The organism is Vitreimonas sp., assembly GCF_036392335.1.
In the GTDB taxonomy this organism is placed as follows: Bacteria; Pseudomonadota; Alphaproteobacteria; order Caulobacterales; family Aquidulcibacteraceae; genus Vitreimonas.
In genome coordinates this window covers 1-15,641 of sequence record NZ_DASVYD010000061.1, presented here as the reverse complement: position 1 = coordinate 15,641, position 15,641 = coordinate 1, and the positions used below count along the sequence as shown (strand labels likewise).

17 protein-coding genes are annotated in these 15,641 nt (G+C 64.8%); 10 read left to right on the top strand and 7 right to left on the bottom strand.

The genetic code is table 11. From position 1 onward, the window contains the following. Positions 1 to 128 precede the first annotated feature (128 nt). Together VF769_RS14280 and VF769_RS14275 are read left to right on the top strand one after the other, a co-directional pair. Entirely contained in the window at positions 129 to 434 is a 306-nt protein-coding gene (locus VF769_RS14280) for a hypothetical protein (RefSeq protein WP_331009095.1), read from the top strand. Between the two features lie 145 nt (positions 435 to 579). Beyond that, positions 580 to 1,299, top strand: a complete 720-nt coding sequence (locus VF769_RS14275; RefSeq protein WP_331009094.1) for a DUF4908 domain-containing protein — start codon at positions 580 to 582, stop codon at positions 1,297 to 1,299. Positions 1,300 to 1,305: 6 nt separating this feature from the next. Here the strand turns inward: VF769_RS14275 and gloB are convergent, their stop codons facing one another. Next, positions 1,306 to 2,070, bottom strand: a complete 765-nt coding sequence (gene gloB / locus VF769_RS14270; RefSeq protein WP_331009093.1) for a hydroxyacylglutathione hydrolase — start codon at positions 2,068 to 2,070, stop codon at positions 1,306 to 1,308. Between the two features lie 109 nt (positions 2,071 to 2,179). Here gloB and VF769_RS14265 point away from each other — a divergent pair, with 109 nt between their 5' ends. The 3 genes from VF769_RS14265 to VF769_RS14255 all read left to right on the top strand — a co-directional run bounded on the left by VF769_RS14265 (position 2,180) and on the right by VF769_RS14255 (position 5,247). Beyond that, the gene (locus tag VF769_RS14265) at positions 2,180 to 2,920 is read left to right on the top strand and encodes a methyltransferase domain-containing protein (RefSeq protein ID WP_331009092.1); all 741 of its coding nucleotides are present in this window, start codon (positions 2,180 to 2,182) and stop codon (positions 2,918 to 2,920) included. Positions 2,921 to 2,937: 17 nt separating this feature from the next. Beyond that, on the top strand, positions 2,938 to 3,282 hold the full coding sequence (locus VF769_RS14260; RefSeq protein ID WP_331009091.1) for a P-II family nitrogen regulator: 345 nt from the start codon (positions 2,938 to 2,940) through the stop codon (positions 3,280 to 3,282). Between the two features lie 120 nt (positions 3,283 to 3,402). After that, positions 3,403 to 5,247 carry a DUF885 domain-containing protein gene (locus VF769_RS14255; RefSeq protein WP_331009090.1) on the top strand — a complete coding sequence of 615 codons (1,845 nt, stop codon included), beginning with the start codon at positions 3,403 to 3,405 and terminating at the stop codon, positions 5,245 to 5,247. A 42-nt stretch (positions 5,248 to 5,289) separates the two neighbouring features. Here VF769_RS14255 and VF769_RS14250 read toward each other — a convergent pair whose 3' ends face one another. Together VF769_RS14250 and VF769_RS14245 are read right to left on the bottom strand one after the other, a co-directional pair. Then, a complete protein-coding gene (locus tag VF769_RS14250; RefSeq protein WP_331009089.1) occupies positions 5,290 to 6,045 on the bottom strand; it encodes a DUF1365 domain-containing protein in 756 nt (251 codons plus the stop codon). Beyond that, on the bottom strand, positions 6,042 to 7,394 hold the full coding sequence (locus VF769_RS14245) for an NAD(P)/FAD-dependent oxidoreductase (RefSeq protein WP_331009088.1): 1,353 nt from the start codon (positions 7,392 to 7,394) through the stop codon (positions 6,042 to 6,044). Before VF769_RS14245 ends, VF769_RS14250 begins: the two co-directional genes overlap by 4 nt. A gap of 176 nt (positions 7,395 to 7,570) precedes the next feature. Between VF769_RS14245 and VF769_RS14240 the strand changes: the two genes are divergently transcribed. The 3 genes from VF769_RS14240 to VF769_RS14230 all read left to right on the top strand — a co-directional run bounded on the left by VF769_RS14240 (position 7,571) and on the right by VF769_RS14230 (position 10,093). Then, on the top strand, positions 7,571 to 8,137 hold the full coding sequence (locus tag VF769_RS14240) for a sigma-70 family RNA polymerase sigma factor (RefSeq protein ID WP_331009087.1): 567 nt from the start codon (positions 7,571 to 7,573) through the stop codon (positions 8,135 to 8,137). Beyond that, a complete protein-coding gene (locus tag VF769_RS14235; RefSeq protein ID WP_331009086.1) occupies positions 8,134 to 8,751 on the top strand; it encodes a ChrR family anti-sigma-E factor in 618 nt (205 codons plus the stop codon). The genes VF769_RS14240 and VF769_RS14235 overlap by 4 nt, the downstream gene beginning before the upstream one ends. A gap of 76 nt (positions 8,752 to 8,827) precedes the next feature. Next, on the top strand, positions 8,828 to 10,093 hold the full coding sequence (locus tag VF769_RS14230; protein ID WP_331009085.1) for a DUF1624 domain-containing protein: 1,266 nt from the start codon (positions 8,828 to 8,830) through the stop codon (positions 10,091 to 10,093). Here VF769_RS14230 and VF769_RS14225 read toward each other — a convergent pair. From VF769_RS14225 to metX, 3 genes are read right to left on the bottom strand one after another with little or no spacing between them, the layout of a single operon-like run. Next, positions 10,090 to 11,184, bottom strand: coding sequence for a DUF2235 domain-containing protein (locus VF769_RS14225; protein WP_331009084.1), 1,095 nt, complete (start codon positions 11,182 to 11,184; stop codon positions 10,090 to 10,092). The two genes, VF769_RS14230 and VF769_RS14225, sit on opposite strands and share 4 nt — an antisense overlap. Positions 11,185 to 11,191: 7 nt before the next feature. Next, positions 11,192 to 11,827: a methionine biosynthesis protein MetW gene (locus VF769_RS14220; RefSeq protein ID WP_331009083.1), complete on the bottom strand. Its 636-nt coding sequence runs from the start codon at positions 11,825 to 11,827 to the stop codon at positions 11,192 to 11,194. Continuing rightward, complete coding sequence (metX, locus tag VF769_RS14215; protein WP_331009082.1) at positions 11,827 to 12,942, bottom strand: homoserine O-acetyltransferase MetX; 1,116 nt, start codon at positions 12,940 to 12,942, stop codon at positions 11,827 to 11,829. The genes VF769_RS14220 and metX overlap by 1 nt, the downstream gene beginning before the upstream one ends. A gap of 173 nt (positions 12,943 to 13,115) precedes the next feature. On the opposite strand from metX, the gene VF769_RS14210 reads away from it, so the two are divergent. After that, positions 13,116 to 13,928, top strand: a complete 813-nt coding sequence (locus tag VF769_RS14210; RefSeq protein WP_331009081.1) for a chorismate mutase — start codon at positions 13,116 to 13,118, stop codon at positions 13,926 to 13,928. Between the two features lie 2 nt (positions 13,929 to 13,930). Continuing rightward, positions 13,931 to 14,848: a prephenate/arogenate dehydrogenase family protein gene (locus VF769_RS14205; protein ID WP_331009080.1), complete on the top strand. Its 918-nt coding sequence runs from the start codon at positions 13,931 to 13,933 to the stop codon at positions 14,846 to 14,848. Here VF769_RS14205 and VF769_RS14200 read toward each other — a convergent pair. Further along, the coding region (locus VF769_RS14200) for a DUF2125 domain-containing protein (protein WP_331009079.1) at positions 14,845 to 15,641 on the bottom strand (797 nt) is incomplete at its 5' end. The two genes, VF769_RS14205 and VF769_RS14200, sit on opposite strands and share 4 nt — an antisense overlap.

Here is a 15,641-nt window from a genome sequence, read left to right as displayed (position 1 = left end):
GTGACGCTGGAAGGCGACTCGGTTAACGCTTGCCGACCTTGACGCTTACGACTTCTCTCCGCGTTCTTGCCGTCGCCCTGGTGCTGACGACCCTGTCCTTTGCGGCCGGGATCGCTGGCGATTTGTCGATGGAAGCTGAACAACGTTCCGGCCAGAGCGTCGTTGTGCGTATTCCGCCTGAATTGCCGTCGGATACGCCGCGCGCAGGGCCTTTGCGGCCCGTAGTGCAGACTGCCGCTGCGTCAGCTCAGCCCCGATTGGCTGGCGCGCAGCGCGCCGCGTCTGTGGATAACGCGGTTGCCCCGCTCGCGAAGCCGCAGATCGAACGCGCAGCTCAGCCCGCGAAGCAAGAGCCAAAGGTCGATCCGGATCGCGCGCCGAAGGATGAGGCGGACGCGGCGCCGCAAAAGGGCGATGGGCCGAAAGCTGGTTAATTCGGTGCGGCTTTGCCGCAACACTGGCGCCAGGCGTCTGCAACACCGCCAAAAAAGCGCCCAGGTCCGAGCGCTCTCCTCATCCTCCATGAGCCAATCCAACACAGCGAGTCTGTCCGGACGCGGGGCAGCGGCGTTAGCCGCCATGCTTACGCTTGCCGCGCCGGGCATCGCGATGGCTCAGCAACGCCAGCAACAAAATCCCGCTCCGGCGGCGCCGCCCGTGCAGGGGCTCTACCAGGCGTCGTCAGGCGCAACGCGCTACGCAACGCCGGATGGCGCCGTGCGCTTTGTTCTTGATCGCTCTGGCGGTCGCGCCGCTCTGGTGCGCTTCGAAGGCGATCCTGAAGTGCATGTGCTGCGCCCGGCCATGGCCGCGGGCGGCGGCGAAATTTATCGCACCGACGATGGCGACGTGATGCTGCGCGTCACGCCGCACGGCGGCATCACGGTTTACACACGCACGATGCGCACGGGCGCGCCGGCTTCCGAAGAAGCGGACGTAGCGCCATTGACGCCCGAAGCGATCGCGTTCGCGGAGATGCAGGAACGCTTCCGCCTATTACAGGCGCGGGCGCGGCGCAGCGTCGGCCAGCAAGTGACGTTCGCGGTGCCCGCGCAAATGTCGGCGCCCGCCGCCGGCGTTGTGGTCGATGCGGCCGAGCGCGCGGCGGAGGGACTGGCGGCGGCGCCAATGACGAACGTGCGTCGCGTCGTGATTACGCTGGGGCCTTCGCCAGCGGTAGCGATGCGCGGCGATCAATTGTTTATCCAGGTCGCGCCGCAATACGGCTATGCGGGTCGACCTTCGTCCAACACGATCCGCAATGTCGTGACCGGCGCGGTGCAGGGGCCGGAGCAGTAAGCTCGCCTATCCTTTGAAATTGTCCTTGCGTTTGCGGATGTCGGCGAAGGCTTCCCAATCTTCGGCGTTGGGCAGCATCACCGCGCCTTTCAGCGCGGGCGCGCGGAGGAAGGGGTTGGTTTCTTTCTCCACGCGCAGGCTCATCGGCACAGTCGGTTTGCCTTCCGCTCGGAGCTTGTCGATCTCGGCGATGCGGGCCTGCAGGGCCCGATTCATCGGATCGATGGTGATGGCGAAGCGGGCGTTGGATTGCGTGTACTCGTGTGCGCAATAAAGCGTGGTGTCGTCGGGGAGCGCGGCGAGCTTCTGCAGGCTCGTCCACATTTGCTGCGGCGTGCCTTCAAACAGACGGCCGCAGCCAAGCGCGAACAGCGCGTCGCCGACGAAGGCGATGTTCGAGCCGTCAAACACGTAAGCGATATGGCCGAGCGTGTGGCCCCCAACATCGAGGATACGCGCCTTGTGCGCGCCGAGTTTCACGGTGTCGCCCTCGCCGAGAATGCGGTCCGGCGCTTGCCCAATGCGCTCAACCTCGGCGGGGCCGGAGACCAGTGCGCCCGTCTTGGCCTTGATCGCTGCATTGCCGCCGGCGTGGTCGGGGTGCCAGTGCGTGTTCCAGATGTCGGTGATGCGCCAGCCCTTGGCCTCGGCCTGGCGCAGATATTCGGCGGCGTCCGGCGTATCGATCGCCGCGGTCGCACCGCTCGCCGGGTCGTGCACCAGAAATCCGTAATTGTCGGAGAGGCACGGGAATTGATGGATTTGAAGCATTGTGGGGACTGGGGATTAGGGATTGGGGATTAGGGAATACCCAACATAATGTCTTGAGTGTTTTGATCCTAATCGCCGTCACCCCAATCCCGAGCCCCTAATCCCGAAAATGCGCGTCGATGTTCTTGCCCTTCAGCGCTTCTACGCCTCGCCGCTCGGTGATGCGGCGCGACGTGCTGCGTCGCGACGGCTGGCGGCGTTGTGGCCGCACACGGATGGGCTGGACGTGTTGGCCGTCGGCTATGGCTCGCCCTATCTGGAGCGCTATCGGGCTGGCGCGCGTCGCACCGTGGCGATGATGCCGGCAGCGCAAGGAGCCGAGCCTTGGGGGCCGGGCCTCAGTGCGTTGGCCGACGACACGCGCCTACCGTTCATGGACGCCATCTTCGACCGTGTGCTGATCGTACATGCGATTGAGGAGACGCCGGCCCCGAATGCGCTTTTGCGCGAAATTTGGCGGGTCATGGCCCCAGAAGGTCGGCTCGTGGTCATTGCGGCCAATCGTTGGAGTCTGTGGGCGCAGTCTGATGCGACGCCGTTCGGGCATGGGCGGCCATATTCGCGCACCCAATTGGCGGCGCTCCTGACGGATTCCATGTTCGAGCCGGTCGTCTCGGCGCGTGCGCTCTACGCGCCGCCTTCTGGGTGGGGCCCTTTCGTGCGCGCGGCCGAAGCGTTTGAGCGGGTTGGCGAGATTATGTGGCGGGCGCAGGGCGGCCTCGTGCTGATGGAGGCGGTCAAGCGGCTCTATGCGAGCACCGCCCGCTGCGAAGGGCGTGTCCTTTTAGCCAAAGCGCCGGAGCGATCGCGGCAAACGGCCCCGGGGCCCTTGCCGAAGCGCGACGCATAACGCTTTAATTTCCCGACATGAAACTCGTCACCGCCATTATCAAACCGAGCCGGCTCGACCCGGTTCTTGAAGCGCTGAAAGACGTCGGCGTCGCCGGCCTCACCGTCTCCGAAGTCCGCGGCTTTGGCCGTCAAAAGGGCAAGACCGAGGTCTATCGCGGCGCCGAGTACGAGGTGAAGCTACTGCCCAAGGTGAAGATCGAGGTCGCGGCCTCTTCGGAAATCGCCGAAAAAGCGGTCGAGGCCATCGCTGCAGCCGCCAAAACCGGCAAGATCGGCGACGGCAAGATTTGGATCACGGATCTCGACACCGTTATTCGCATTCGCACGGGCGAGACGGATCAAGCCGCCATCGAAGGTTAGTGGATACCGCCTCCGAGCGTCTGCAAACGGCCGTTCGTCGCATGCCCCCGATGCAAGGGCGATCGGGGACGCTAGGATGCGGCAGGCAGGAAAACCTAGCTGAGCACGGGGAAATTCAACATGCAGATGACGCGGCGCGGACTTCTTGGCGCGACGGCGGCGGCGGTCGCCCTTTCGGCGTGCGCTCGCCAAACCAACAATGGCGACCTCAACACCATTCTCGATCGCATCTCGACGCAATTCCTGCACGAATTCCCAGAGTACGCGACGAGCCTCGCGGTGCCGGAAGAGCAGGCCGGCGGCCGCTATATCGATCGCCTCAGCGATGCGTCGAAGGAAGGCCAGATTCGTGTTCGTGGGCTGGCGCAGACTGCCCTCACCGATCTGCGTGCGCTGAACCGGGATAGCCTGGAAGCTAAGGATCAGGTCACGTTCGATGTCGTCACCACCGCGCTGCAAGACCAAGTCGACAGCGCGGCTTTCGAGCACGGCGCTGGCGCGGGCGCGCCCTATGTCCTGTCGCAGCTCACAGGCGCCTACACGAGTCTCCCAGATTTCTTGGCGAGCCAGCATCCAGTCACCAACCGTGACCAGGCCGATGCGTACCTGACGCGCCTCTCCGGTTATGCGCGCATGCTCGACCAAGAGATCGTCCGTCTCAACGCCGATGCCGCGGCGGGCCTAATCCCGCCGAATTTCTGCATCGCCGGCGCGGACGGTCGGGGCGGCGCCATCGCTCAGTTGCGGGGCTTCGCCGCGATACCGACGGCGCAGAACGTGCTGGTCACTTCGCTGCAGGCGCGTTTGGCCGGCGTGGCCGAGATTACGGACGCCGACAAGACGGCGCTGGTGCAGCGCGCCGAGCAAATCCTGCGCGACGAAGTGCTGCCGGCGTACGGTCGTCAGATCGATGCGCTGAACGCGGTGTTGCCGCGGGCCACTGCCGACGCAGGCATCGCCAGCCGGCCGCAAGGTGCGGAGATGTATCCGATCGCGCTGCGTTCCTACACGACCACGAACATGGGGCCGGACGAGATCCATCAGATGGGGCTCGATCTGATCGCGCAATTCACCAGCGAAATGGACGCGATCTTCCGCGAACAAGGCATGAATCGCGGCTCGGTGAACGAGCGGATTGTGGCGCTCGGCCAACGTCCGGATCAAATCTTCCCGTCGACGGATGCGGGCCGCGAGCAATTGCTGGCGCTGCTCAATGCGCAGATGGCGGCCATCACCGCGCGCATGCCGGAAGTGTGCGGCGTGCAAGCGCGCGCCGCGCTCGAAATCAAGCGCGTGCCGGAATACACGGAAGCTGGCGCACCGGGCGGCTATTACCAGGTGGCCGCACTCGATGGGTCGCGTCCAGGCGCTTACTACATCAATCTGCGCGATCCCGCGACCGAGTGGCCGAAATTCACGCTGCCGACGCTCACCTATCACGAAGGCACGCCGGGCCATCACTGGCAGCTCTCGATCCAACAAGAAGCGGGCGAGATGCCGTTCATCCGCCGTGCGCTGCTGGGCTTCAGCGGCTATTCGGAAGGCTGGGGCCTCTACGCCGAACAGCTCGCCGACGAGATGGGCATGTATGCGAACGATCCGTTCGGCCGCATTGGTTATCTCCAATCGATGACGTTCCGTGCTTCGCGTCTCGTCGTGGATACTGGCATCCACTCGAAGGGCTGGACGCGCGAGCAGGCGATTGACTCGATGGTGGCCGCGACCGGCGACCAACGCTCCAATGTCACCACGGAAGTCGAGCGCTATTGCGTGTGGCCGGGCCAGGCGTGCTCGTACATGGTCGGCCGCCAGGCCATCAACCGCATGCGCGACGGCGCGCGTTCGACGCTGGGCGACCGCTTTGACATCAAGGGCTTCCACGACGTTTTGCTCACCAATGGTTCGGCGCCGCTCTCGGTGTCGGAATCCCTGGTGAACCAATGGGTCGCGGCGCAGAACGCCTGATAAGTTTATCCCTCGTAGTCCATCTGGCGGCGGCGTGTGCGATCACGCCGCCGCTTTTGTTTGCGCGCCGCCGTGCGCGCCGCGTCGGCCGAGGAAACGCACGCCTTTCAGCATCATCTTTAGCGCTTCCCAATGGATGCCGGCGATGACTTTGAACGTCATCAACGGATTGCCGAGCCAGGCGCGGAGGAGCGCGGCGTCCGTGAGATCGCGCCTTTTGCCGGCGAACGAAGCGGTCAGCGCGATCTGCGCGCCGCGCTTCACAACCATAGCGACGGTCACGTCCTCCGCCGGCGGCAGGATGTGAAATTCGTAGCGCAGGTCCATTTCGAGGAATGGCGAAACGAAGAAGTCCTTGGCGCAGGCCTGCGTGACGATGCCGTTTTCCTGGCGCGCCGGGGGCAGCACGTAGAAATGCTGCTCGCCGAATGTGTTGGAGACTTCGTGCACGAGCGCGGCAAGCACCCCGTCGGGACGGTAGCAGAAATACACCGTCAGGGGATTGAAGACGTAATTGAACAGGCGCGGCATCGTCAGCATGGCGATGCGGCCGCCGTCCCAGGCGATACCGGCGTCGCGGAGCTTGGCTTCGATCTGCGGTTTCAGCGGCGCCTCAACGCGCCCGCCGTGGTCGCGATCCCGCAATGAGAGCAGCGCGCCGCGATTGTGCTTGAGCAGGCGAAGATCGAGCGCGCCCAATTCGTCTAAATCGACCGCGAGCATGAACACGCTGTAGCGAAGCCGATGCTTGCCGGGGCGATTGTGCGCGACTTGGCCGATATAGAGCGCTGAGTTCATGCCGCAATCGCGTGTCGGGTCGGCGGCGGACCCAGATGGATGCGCCCGGACTCATCGGCGACATTCCACGGCCGGCGCACGCCGCCCAATTGCTCAGCGACCGCAAGGCCGGACTGCAGTCCGTCTTCGTGGAAGCCGGCGCCGAAATGGGCGCCGCAGAACCAAGTGTTGCGCACGCCCTGCAAAGACCAGATTTGCTCCTGCGCCCGGATCGCGGCGGCGTTGAAGAGCGGGTGCTCGTACTCGGTGTCGTAGAGCACTGTCTCCGCACGCGGCATGGTTTGCGGATTGAGGGTCAGGAAGATTTGCTCCTGGCATTCGATGCGCTGCAACTTGTTCATCCAATAGGAAACGACGCAGCCGCCCTCGGGGTTCTCGCCCACGTAATTCCAGCTCGACCACAGCGCTTGGCGGCGCGGCATGAGCGCCCGGTCGGTGTGCAGCACGGCCCGATTCTTCGTGTAGCGGAACGCGCCCAGCAGTGCGCGCTCTTCCGCGCTCGGATCGTCGAGCATGGCCAGCGCCTCATCGCCGTGCGTGGCGATGACCACCGCGTCGTAACGCTGAACGTCGCCATGGACGTCGCGCACCCAGGCGCCGGCGGCATCGCGCTTCACGGACGCCGCACCGGCGTTCAGGCGCACCCGATCGGCGTACGCCGCTGTCAGCTTCTCGACATAAGCGCGGCTGCCGCCTTCGACGGTGCGCCATTTTGGACGACCCTTCAGTTTGAGCAGGCCGTGGTTTTCGAAGAAACGGACGAAGGCGCAGGCCGGGTAGTGATGGATTTCCGCCATCGACGCCGACCAAATCGCCGCCGCCTGCGGCAACAGATGGTCGTTTCGAAAAGCGTCGCCATAGCCGCGCTGCGTCAGATACTCGCCGAGCGAGATCATGTCTTGGCGAGTCTCGCGCAACTCGCCTGGCGCGTCGCGATAGAAGCGGAGCAAATCCAGCGTCATCGACCAGAAGCGCGGGCTGATCAGATTGCGCCCGCCGCCGAGGAAGGCTGCGGTGTCGTTGGAGGAATATTCCGTGCGTCCGCCATTCAGGGACACGCCGAAAGACATGTCCGATGCCTTGGTCTGGACGTTCAGGTGCTCGAACAGAGCGATAAGGTTTGGATAGGTCAAATCATTGAAGACGATGAAGCCGGTGTCGACAGGGGTTTGCCCCAGGCTTGTCTCGACCATCACCGTATTGGAGTGCCCGCCCAGCCGCCCGTTCTTCTCGTAAACGGTGACGTCATGCTTTTGGCTGAGCAACCAAGCCGCGGACATTCCGGCTATGCCCGAGCCAATGACGGCGATAGTTTGCCGGGGTTCGGCGAGACTGGAGGTAAAGGCCATAAATCGTTTCCGCTCCAGCGCGAGAGCTTCCGGCTGGTCTGGAGGCGGATACGGACCGGCGATCCCCGTGGTTCACACTGATCCGCAGCCGGGGCCTGCCCGTAACAGCCTCCATGCGCGCGCTGGACTTCTCAACGGCCTCATCTGGCCCGGCCCCCAGGTCGCGTCGGCGGAGTGTGGCTGACGTGGAAGGGGGCGCGGACACCTCGGACGAATTCTTGCTCACGCGGGTGGCCGGCGGCGATCGCGCGGCCTTCGCTGAATTGTTCGGCCGGTATGCGTCGAAGGTGAAAGGCTATTTGATCCGGCTAGGCGCGCGGGGCGCCGCCGCGGAGGACTTGGCGCAGGACGTCATGGTGTCGGTTTGGCGTCGGGCGGCGTCCTTCGATCCAGCTAAAGCCAAGGCGTCGACGTGGATTTACGTGATCGCACGCAACGCCTGGATCGACCGGTTGCGGCGCGAACGTGTCGAACTGGCGTACCGGGAAACGCTAATTATCGACGAAGCAAGCGACGACGAGCGCCCGGATGACGCCGCCACGCGCGTCCAGACGGAGACGCAGATCGCCGAGGCGATGTCGCTTCTGTCTGAAGAGCAGAAACAAGTTGTGCGGCTGTCCTTCTTTGAAGACCGCCCGCACTCGGAAATCGCCGAGCATCTGTCTTTGCCGCTCGGCACGGTGAAATCGCGCTTGCGGCTGGCGCTCATAAAGCTGCGTGCGCATTGGGAGCAAGTGAAGTGAGCGGACAACATCATCCTTCCGCGGATATTTTGGCGGCCTACGCCTCTGGCGTACTCGAGCCCGGATTCGGTCTTGTGGTCGCCGCCCACATTGAGGGCTGCGCACAATGCCGCCGGCATGTCGCAAGCTATGAGGCCGTTTCCGGCGAGGCGTTGCGCGAGGTCGAAGCGGCGGCCTTGGACGACGGGGCGCTGTCGCGTGTCATGTCGCGGCTCGACAGCGCCGCGCCGATCTCCTTCACCCCGGATCGGCGTCCGTTCGTGGAGCGCCTGACGCTGAAGCCGCGCAAATGGGTGGCGCCGGGCGTATGGGTGGCTGCGGTGGATACGCCGCATGCGCGGACAAACCGTGTTTATGTGCTCTCGGTGGCGCCCGGCATGCCGACCGCACGCCACGAGCATTCTGGCGCGGAATTCTGCACGGTGCTCAAAGGCGCCTACCGCGACGAGCTGGGCCTCTTCCGCGCTGGCGATTTCGCCGCCGCGGATCATGACGTGAACCATCAGCCCGTGGTGCAGGGCGACGAGGCCTGCATCTGTCTGTTCGCGACCGAGGGCCGGTTGCAGCCGCAAGGTCTGCTGGGCCGCTTGGCGTTCGCCTTCGCCGACGTCTGATTTCGTCGCCTTTCGGTCGCGCCTTGGCGTGACCTGAGGCATAGTCCGTCACGCCAAAGGCGGGCGGACTAAGGCTATGAGCACAAGCCCCTTATCGGCCGCGGCGCCGCAAAAAGCCGCTTTCGACGCGCGCACGCGTATCGCGCAGATCGACATATTGCGCGGTCTCGTCATCGTGTTGATGGCGCTTGACCACGTGCGGGATTATTTCCTGGGTGGACCAGGCATGGTCGGAATCGGCGGGAATTTGCTCGATCCGACGACGACCACGCCCGCGCTTTATGCGACGCGCTGGGTCACCCATCTCTGCGCGCCGACCTTTGTGTTCCTCTCTGGCGTCTCGGCTTATCTGCAATTCGTCAACGGCAAGACGACGCCCAATCTCTCGCGTTTCCTGTTCACCCGCGGCCTGTGGCTCATCTTCCTTGAACTCACCGTGTTGAGCTTTGGCTGGTCGTTCGGCCTTCCGTACGTGCTGTTCATGCAAGTGATCTGGGCAATCGGCTGGTGCATGATCGCGCTTACCGTCCTGGTCTGGCTGCCGCGTGTTGCGGTGTTGGCGATTGGCGTCGCGATCACGCTCGGACACAATCTGCTCGATCCCATCAATGCGCAGGATCTGACCGGGCTCGCGCGAACCGTCTGGACCTTCCTTCATGATGGCGGGCCATTGTTCGTCGGCGAACAGCCTGTCGGCTTGTTTGCGTATCCCGTCTTGCCCTGGATTGGCGTGGCGGCGCTTGGTTATGGGCTCGGCAATGTCTTCACCCAGACGCCAGCGAAGCGCGATCTGGCCGTGTTCCTGATCGGCCTGGGGCTCCTGGCTGCGTTCCTGCTGCTGCGGTTCAGCATGATCTACGGCGATCCGGCCTTCCCAACGGGGCCAGAGGGCGCATGGCGCGATTGGCGCGAGCAGACGAGTTGGGGCGATGCGCTCATGGTGTTTCTGGACGTGCAGAAATATCCGCCGTCGCTGCAATTCACGCTGGTGACGTTGGGCGTCGTGTTTGCGCTCTGGCCATTGTTGTCACGCCTGCCTGAGCCGGTTCGATCCGTTCTCAACACATTCGGCGCGGCGCCGTTCTTCTTCTACGTCTTGCACATCTATCTGATCCACGTTCTCGCGATCGCGGCGAACGCGGCGGTCGGCAACGATGTGAGCGGATTGTTCGACTACATGATCAACGTGTTCATTGCGCCGGAGAAGCTCGAGGGGCTCGGCTTTGCCTTACCGTGGGTCTATCTCGCATGGGTCGTTGTGCTTGCGCTGCTCTATCCGCTCTGCCGATACTGGAAGGGCCTGAAGGCGCGGCGGCGCGATTGGTGGTTGTCGTATCTCTAGGCCGCCATTTGTTGACGTAGCGATGCGGCGATCCGGTCGGCGTAGGGCGCGAGCGGCGCTGGCCGGTACTGCGCATTGCCGACCCAACGCAACAGCGCGGTTTCGTGCAAGTCTTCGAAACGATTGAGGCCTTTGCGCCAGCGCGAGCCCATTGCGCCGAGCAGCGAAAAGCCCTTGCGCGCGTTCAAATCGGCGTTGATCGGATCGATCTCGGCGAGTGCGCTTGAAATCACCGAGCCTGGTTCGCGCGCGATGGTGAGGCCTGCTTGCTCAGCGCCCTCGAGCACCCAGAGCAGCGAACAATTCGACAGCCCCCGATTGCCGCCGCCGCCTACGCCGCCGTGATCGCCGGGAAACCAGGCTTGCGCCACGCGCGCCGGCGCGCCCGGCGTGTTGAAGCTTTCGACATTGCTCCAGAGCGTCGGCGCAAACGCTGCGCGGCGTTCATCGATCGCGACCGCGTGGCGTGCGTATTCGACGGAGCGCGAAAGCGCTGTGTCGTGAAACTCGTATTGCTTGTTCAGGCCGAGCGAGATGGGCAGCACGCGCGGAATGCCGAGCGCGCCCACGGTATCCCAGACACCGAGATAGCGGATGCGGAGATCGACGGGCGGCGCGGTGAAGGGCGCGGCGAGGCGCGGCCACGCGATGGCGTGCGCGCGGCGGAAGCGATCTGTTTCGGGGCTGTCGGCGCTGATGGCGCGATGGCGATAGATTTCCAGAGCCTCGCGCGCCTTGTCGACATGCGCGCGACGGAGAATGCCGATCTTGCGCAAGAGGCCGGCAAGACTGCGCACCGTGTACGCGCCGCGCGAGAAGCCGAAGAGATAAAGCTGGTCGCCCGGCTCATAATTGAGATTCAGGAAGGTCCACGCCTCAAGCAGATTGTCGTCGAGATCGGCGCCGGTCATGCCCTGCCAGAGGCTGAGGTTATCCAGTGATGCGCCAACGCCCGCCGAATAGAACACGATCTGCGGATGGCCCTGGGTGTCGCGCGACGACACCGCGCGCGCCGTCAGCGCCACATTGGTAAGCGCGTCGCCGTAGAGGCGTTGCCAAGTGCCGTCGCAGCAAATGACGAGACGCTTCATGCGGGCCTCAGGGCGTCAGCAGGAAGACAGCTTCTTCGGCGAACCAATTGGCGCGCCACAGCACCTTTGCGAACGGCGCGCCTGGCTTGTTACGCGCGAGCGGCAACGCACGCTCGACGCTCATGCGCAGGCCGCGCGCGAGCGCCACGAAATCACGCACGCTCAGGGGGTGCAGTATTTCGCGCCCGCGCCGCGCCTTGGCGATGCGTCCGCCAAACATGAGCTCGAAACGTCCGCTCCAATGGCCGCTATTGGCGATGGTCACGATCACGCGCTCGCCGATGCGCGCCGCTTCGCGCAGCGCCGCCTCCGGATCGCGCAGCCGCTGTAGCGTGCGCGAGAAGACGACATACTCAAAACTCGCGCTCGGAAAGGCCGTGAGATCGTGGTCCGCGTCGCCCTGCACGACAGAGAGTCCGCGTTTCACGCAGGCATGCACTTTCGCCGGATCGATTTCCAGACCGCGCGCGCGTGCGCCGCATTCGCGCGTGAGCAGGCTGATCAGCGCACCGTCGCCGCTGCCGATATCGAGCACGCGCGCGCCTTCGGAGATCATATGCGCGATCACGTTGTGGTCGCCGCGCGCACTCAACGGCGCGTCGAAATCGATCGGCGCGGGATGAACAAGTTCGAGCTGGGCCATCAGCCTGCGCCTCCATGCAGCGCCAGACCGCGCGCGGTGGCGGCAGAATCGATGAAGCCCGTCAGCGCCGACTCGAACGCCGGCTCTTCGCCGAGATAGGCGTCGTGACCGGCGTCGGTTTGGATTTCAACGTACGAGGTTTCCGCCCCGCCGGCGATCAACGCGCGCGCCACGGCGCGGCTTTCTTCCAAGGGATAGCGCCAATCACTGGTGAACGCGAACACCGCATGACGCGTCGCGCCGCCCTGGAACGCGTTGGCGAGGCGGCCGCCGAAGTCACCGGCCAAATCGAAGCCGTCCATGGCGCGGGAGAGATAGAGGAACGAATTGGCGTCGAAGCGATCGACATAGCCGCCGTTTTGCACGCGCGGCGCTTCGGCGCTCTCAAGCGCGAAGGAGAAGCGTTCCTTCGCACGCGCGCTGTCGAACTTGGCGCGCACGTCGGCCTCAGGCAGGCCGGCGATCAACGTCGCCGTGCGCGCGACATTGGCGCCTTTGCCGGGGCGCACGCCGTGCTGCAGATAGCCGCCATTGCGCCAATCCGGATCGGCCATGATGGCTTGGCGGCCGAGCTCGGCGAAGGCGATGTTCTGCGCCGATTGTCGCGCCGCGGCGGCTACCGTCGCGCAGGCGAACACGCGGCGCGGATAGGCGCTCGCCCAATTGAGCGCCTGCATGCCGCCCATGCCGGGGCCGATAACGAGAAAGAGGCTTTGAATGCCTAGCGCTTCAACCAGCATGCTTTGCGCGCGCACGGTGTCGGCGATGCTGATCGGCGGGAAACGCAGACCGTACGGTTGGCCATCGGCGGCGGGCGAGCCGGGACCTGTCGTGCCCATCGAGCCGCCCAGGACATTGGTGCAAATCACGAAGAAGCGATTGGTGTCGATGGGACGGCCGGGGCCGACAATGCGCGGCCACCAGGCCGGACGGCCTGTAATCGGGTTCGGGCCGGCGACAAACTGATCGCTGGTCAGCGAATGGCATACCAGCACTGCGTTTGTGCGCTCCGCGTTGAGCGCGCCATAGGTTTCAAACGCGATCGAAAGCGGGGCGAGTGTTTCCCCGCTGGAAAGTTGCAGCGCCGCGCTCGCCTCAAACGCCAGGGTGCGCACGCCCCCCGCCGCCTGAAGCTTCGCCGCTGCCGCTCCGCCTGCATGAATCATCCGCGAATGTATAAACTGCGTCGCCGGTTAAGCATCCCCCGGGAGAGCAGCTCCCTGTTAATGACGCGCATCTGGCGCGGAGATTGGCGAGCCGGCGGAAAGGTCGCTATGGTCGCGACGGTATGAATGATGCTCCGCCCCCTCCTGGCGATCCGCTCGAACCGATCCGGAACGAGATCGATAAGATCGACGATCAATTGCTCGTCCTGTTTGCGCAACGATTGCAGCAGGCGGACAAGCTCACCGCGCTGAAAGCCAACCAGACTGGTTTGCCGCTGCGGCCGGGGCGCGAGGTCTCGATGTTGCGACGGTTAATGGCCAATGCGCCGGCGCCGCTCGATCGTGAATTCGTGCTGGAGCAATGGCGCGCGCTGATGACGGCGGGACTTCGACGCCAGCGCATCATCGACGTTGTGGTGGGCGGCGGACGCGGCGACCCGGCGCGCTTGTTCGATGTCGCGCGCCGTCATTTCGGCGCGCGTACGCGCATTAAGGATCTCGGCGAGCCGCAGCTGGCGCTGCAGAAGGCCGCTGAAAATCCCGAGACGGTCGTTGCGGTGACGTCATGGCCGTCCGCGCCGGGAGTCGGGGCCTGGTGGCCCGCGCTGACGGAGCGTCGTTTTCATGGCCTGCACCTGATTGCCGGCTTGCCCTTGCTGGGTTCGACGGAAGAGCCAGAGGCCGCGCTGTTTGCCGCGAGCCCGAGCGAGGCGGCCGGCGGCGATATCTCGCTCTTGCTGGCGTTCGACCCGCATCATCGCCTGCAGCGCGCGCTGAATGAGGCCGGTCTGATGGGCAAGGAAATCGCGCGCGCCGAGCCGCGCGTGCTTGTCCGCGTTGACGGCTTCGTCGCGCTGGATGACCCGCGCGCGGCTGTGCTGTCGCGCGCGGGTCTCGACAGCGTCCGGGTTCTTGGCTCCTACGCGCGCGTCTGAACATGACCCAGATTTTCGATCGCATCGCCATCATCGGCGTCGGCCTCATCGGCGCATCCATTGCACGCGGCGCGGCGGAATTTGGCGCGGCTGGCTCGGTTGCACTCTATGACGCGAGCGAAGCCGCGCGGGCGCGATTGCGCGAATTGAACATTGGCGAGGTGTTCGACGATGCGCAGAGCGCTGTCGCGAATGCCGATCTGGTTGTGCTGGCCACGCCGGTCGGCGCCATGGGCTATGCGCTTGAAGCGGCCGCGCCAGGTTTGAAGCCGGGCGCGATCGTCACGGACGTGGGCTCAGTGAAGGGCGCGGTGATCAACGCGACCAGCGCGCGCGTGCCGGCGCACGCGTTTCATGTGCCCGGCCACCCGATCGCAGGCACCGAGCATTCCGGTCCGGACGCGGGCTTTGCCACGTTGTTCAAAGGCCGTTGGCATATTCTCACGCCGTTGGACGACCCGCGGCCGGAATACGCGCAAGCTGTCGACAAGCTCGAAGCCTTCTGGCGGGCGCTTGGCGCCAATGTCGAACGCATGGATGCGGAGCGGCACGATGTGGTGCTCGCAGTCGTCAGCCATTTGCCGCACTTGATCGCCTTCAACATCGTCGCGATGGCCGAGGATCTGGAGAGCGTGACCGAAAGCGAAGTGGTGAAATATTCCGCGTCGGGCTTCCGCGATTTTACGCGCATCGCCGCATCCGATCCGACGATGTGGCGCGACGTGTTTTTGAACAATCGCGAAGCCGTGCTTGAGGTTTTGGGCCGCTTCTCGGAAGACTTGGCCGCGTTGCAGCGCGCGATCCGTTGGGGTGACGGCAAGACGCTCTATGAGCTTTTTGACCGCGCCCGCCGGATGCGCCGCGAGGTCATTGAAGCCGGCCAAGATACGGCCGCGCCGAACTGGGGCCGCGAGAACTAATAGACTGGCGGCAATTCGCGGACGCCGAGGCCTTCCAAGCGCAGCACGCCATTTTGCGCTTCGACATCGAGATCGATGCCATCGCCGCTGAAGGCGAATCCAGTGGCGAGCAGGGCAAGTGCGCGCCGTGCGTCGTCGCTGACGTTCTCGCCTTGGGCGATGGCGCTCAGGATGGGCGCGGGCTCTTCGATCGGGAGTTCGAGAGCGCCGGTGAGGCGACGCTCGGCGTCGAGACCGCCCACGCCCGTGCCGGTCGCCTGCAGCGGCCCCCAATTGAGCGCGAGCGCTTCGAAGCGCAGACGCCCGCCAGCTTCGCGCCATGGGCCGGTCGGATCGCCCGGCGCGGATTCCAAGAGCGCCGCGCCTTGTTCGATCACGATGGCCGCGCGCAACGCCACCACCTCCTGCCCGAACGTCTCGAAACTGCGCACGGGGCGGGGCAACATCAGTTCGGTTGCATCGAACGAGAGTTGATATTCGCCGGCGGCGCGTGGATCGGGACGTATGTTGATCACGAGCTTGCGCGCGCGTAGCACGCCGTCTTCGCTCGGATCATCGAGTGCGAGGTTGTCGGCTTCGATACCAGCTTGCGCCAGCGCGCCATTGGCGGTGCGCAAGCTTCCGATCATGGTGTCGGCGGACACGTTGGTGACTGAACCGTCTGCGCGCGCGATGGCGATCGGCGCCTCGGCCTTCAGCGTCACGTGCTCGGTGTTCATCAGATTGACGTGCAAATCGACGCGCGCGGTCGTGGCGCGCCAGCCGCCGCGCGCCGGCGCATAGGAAACATCGT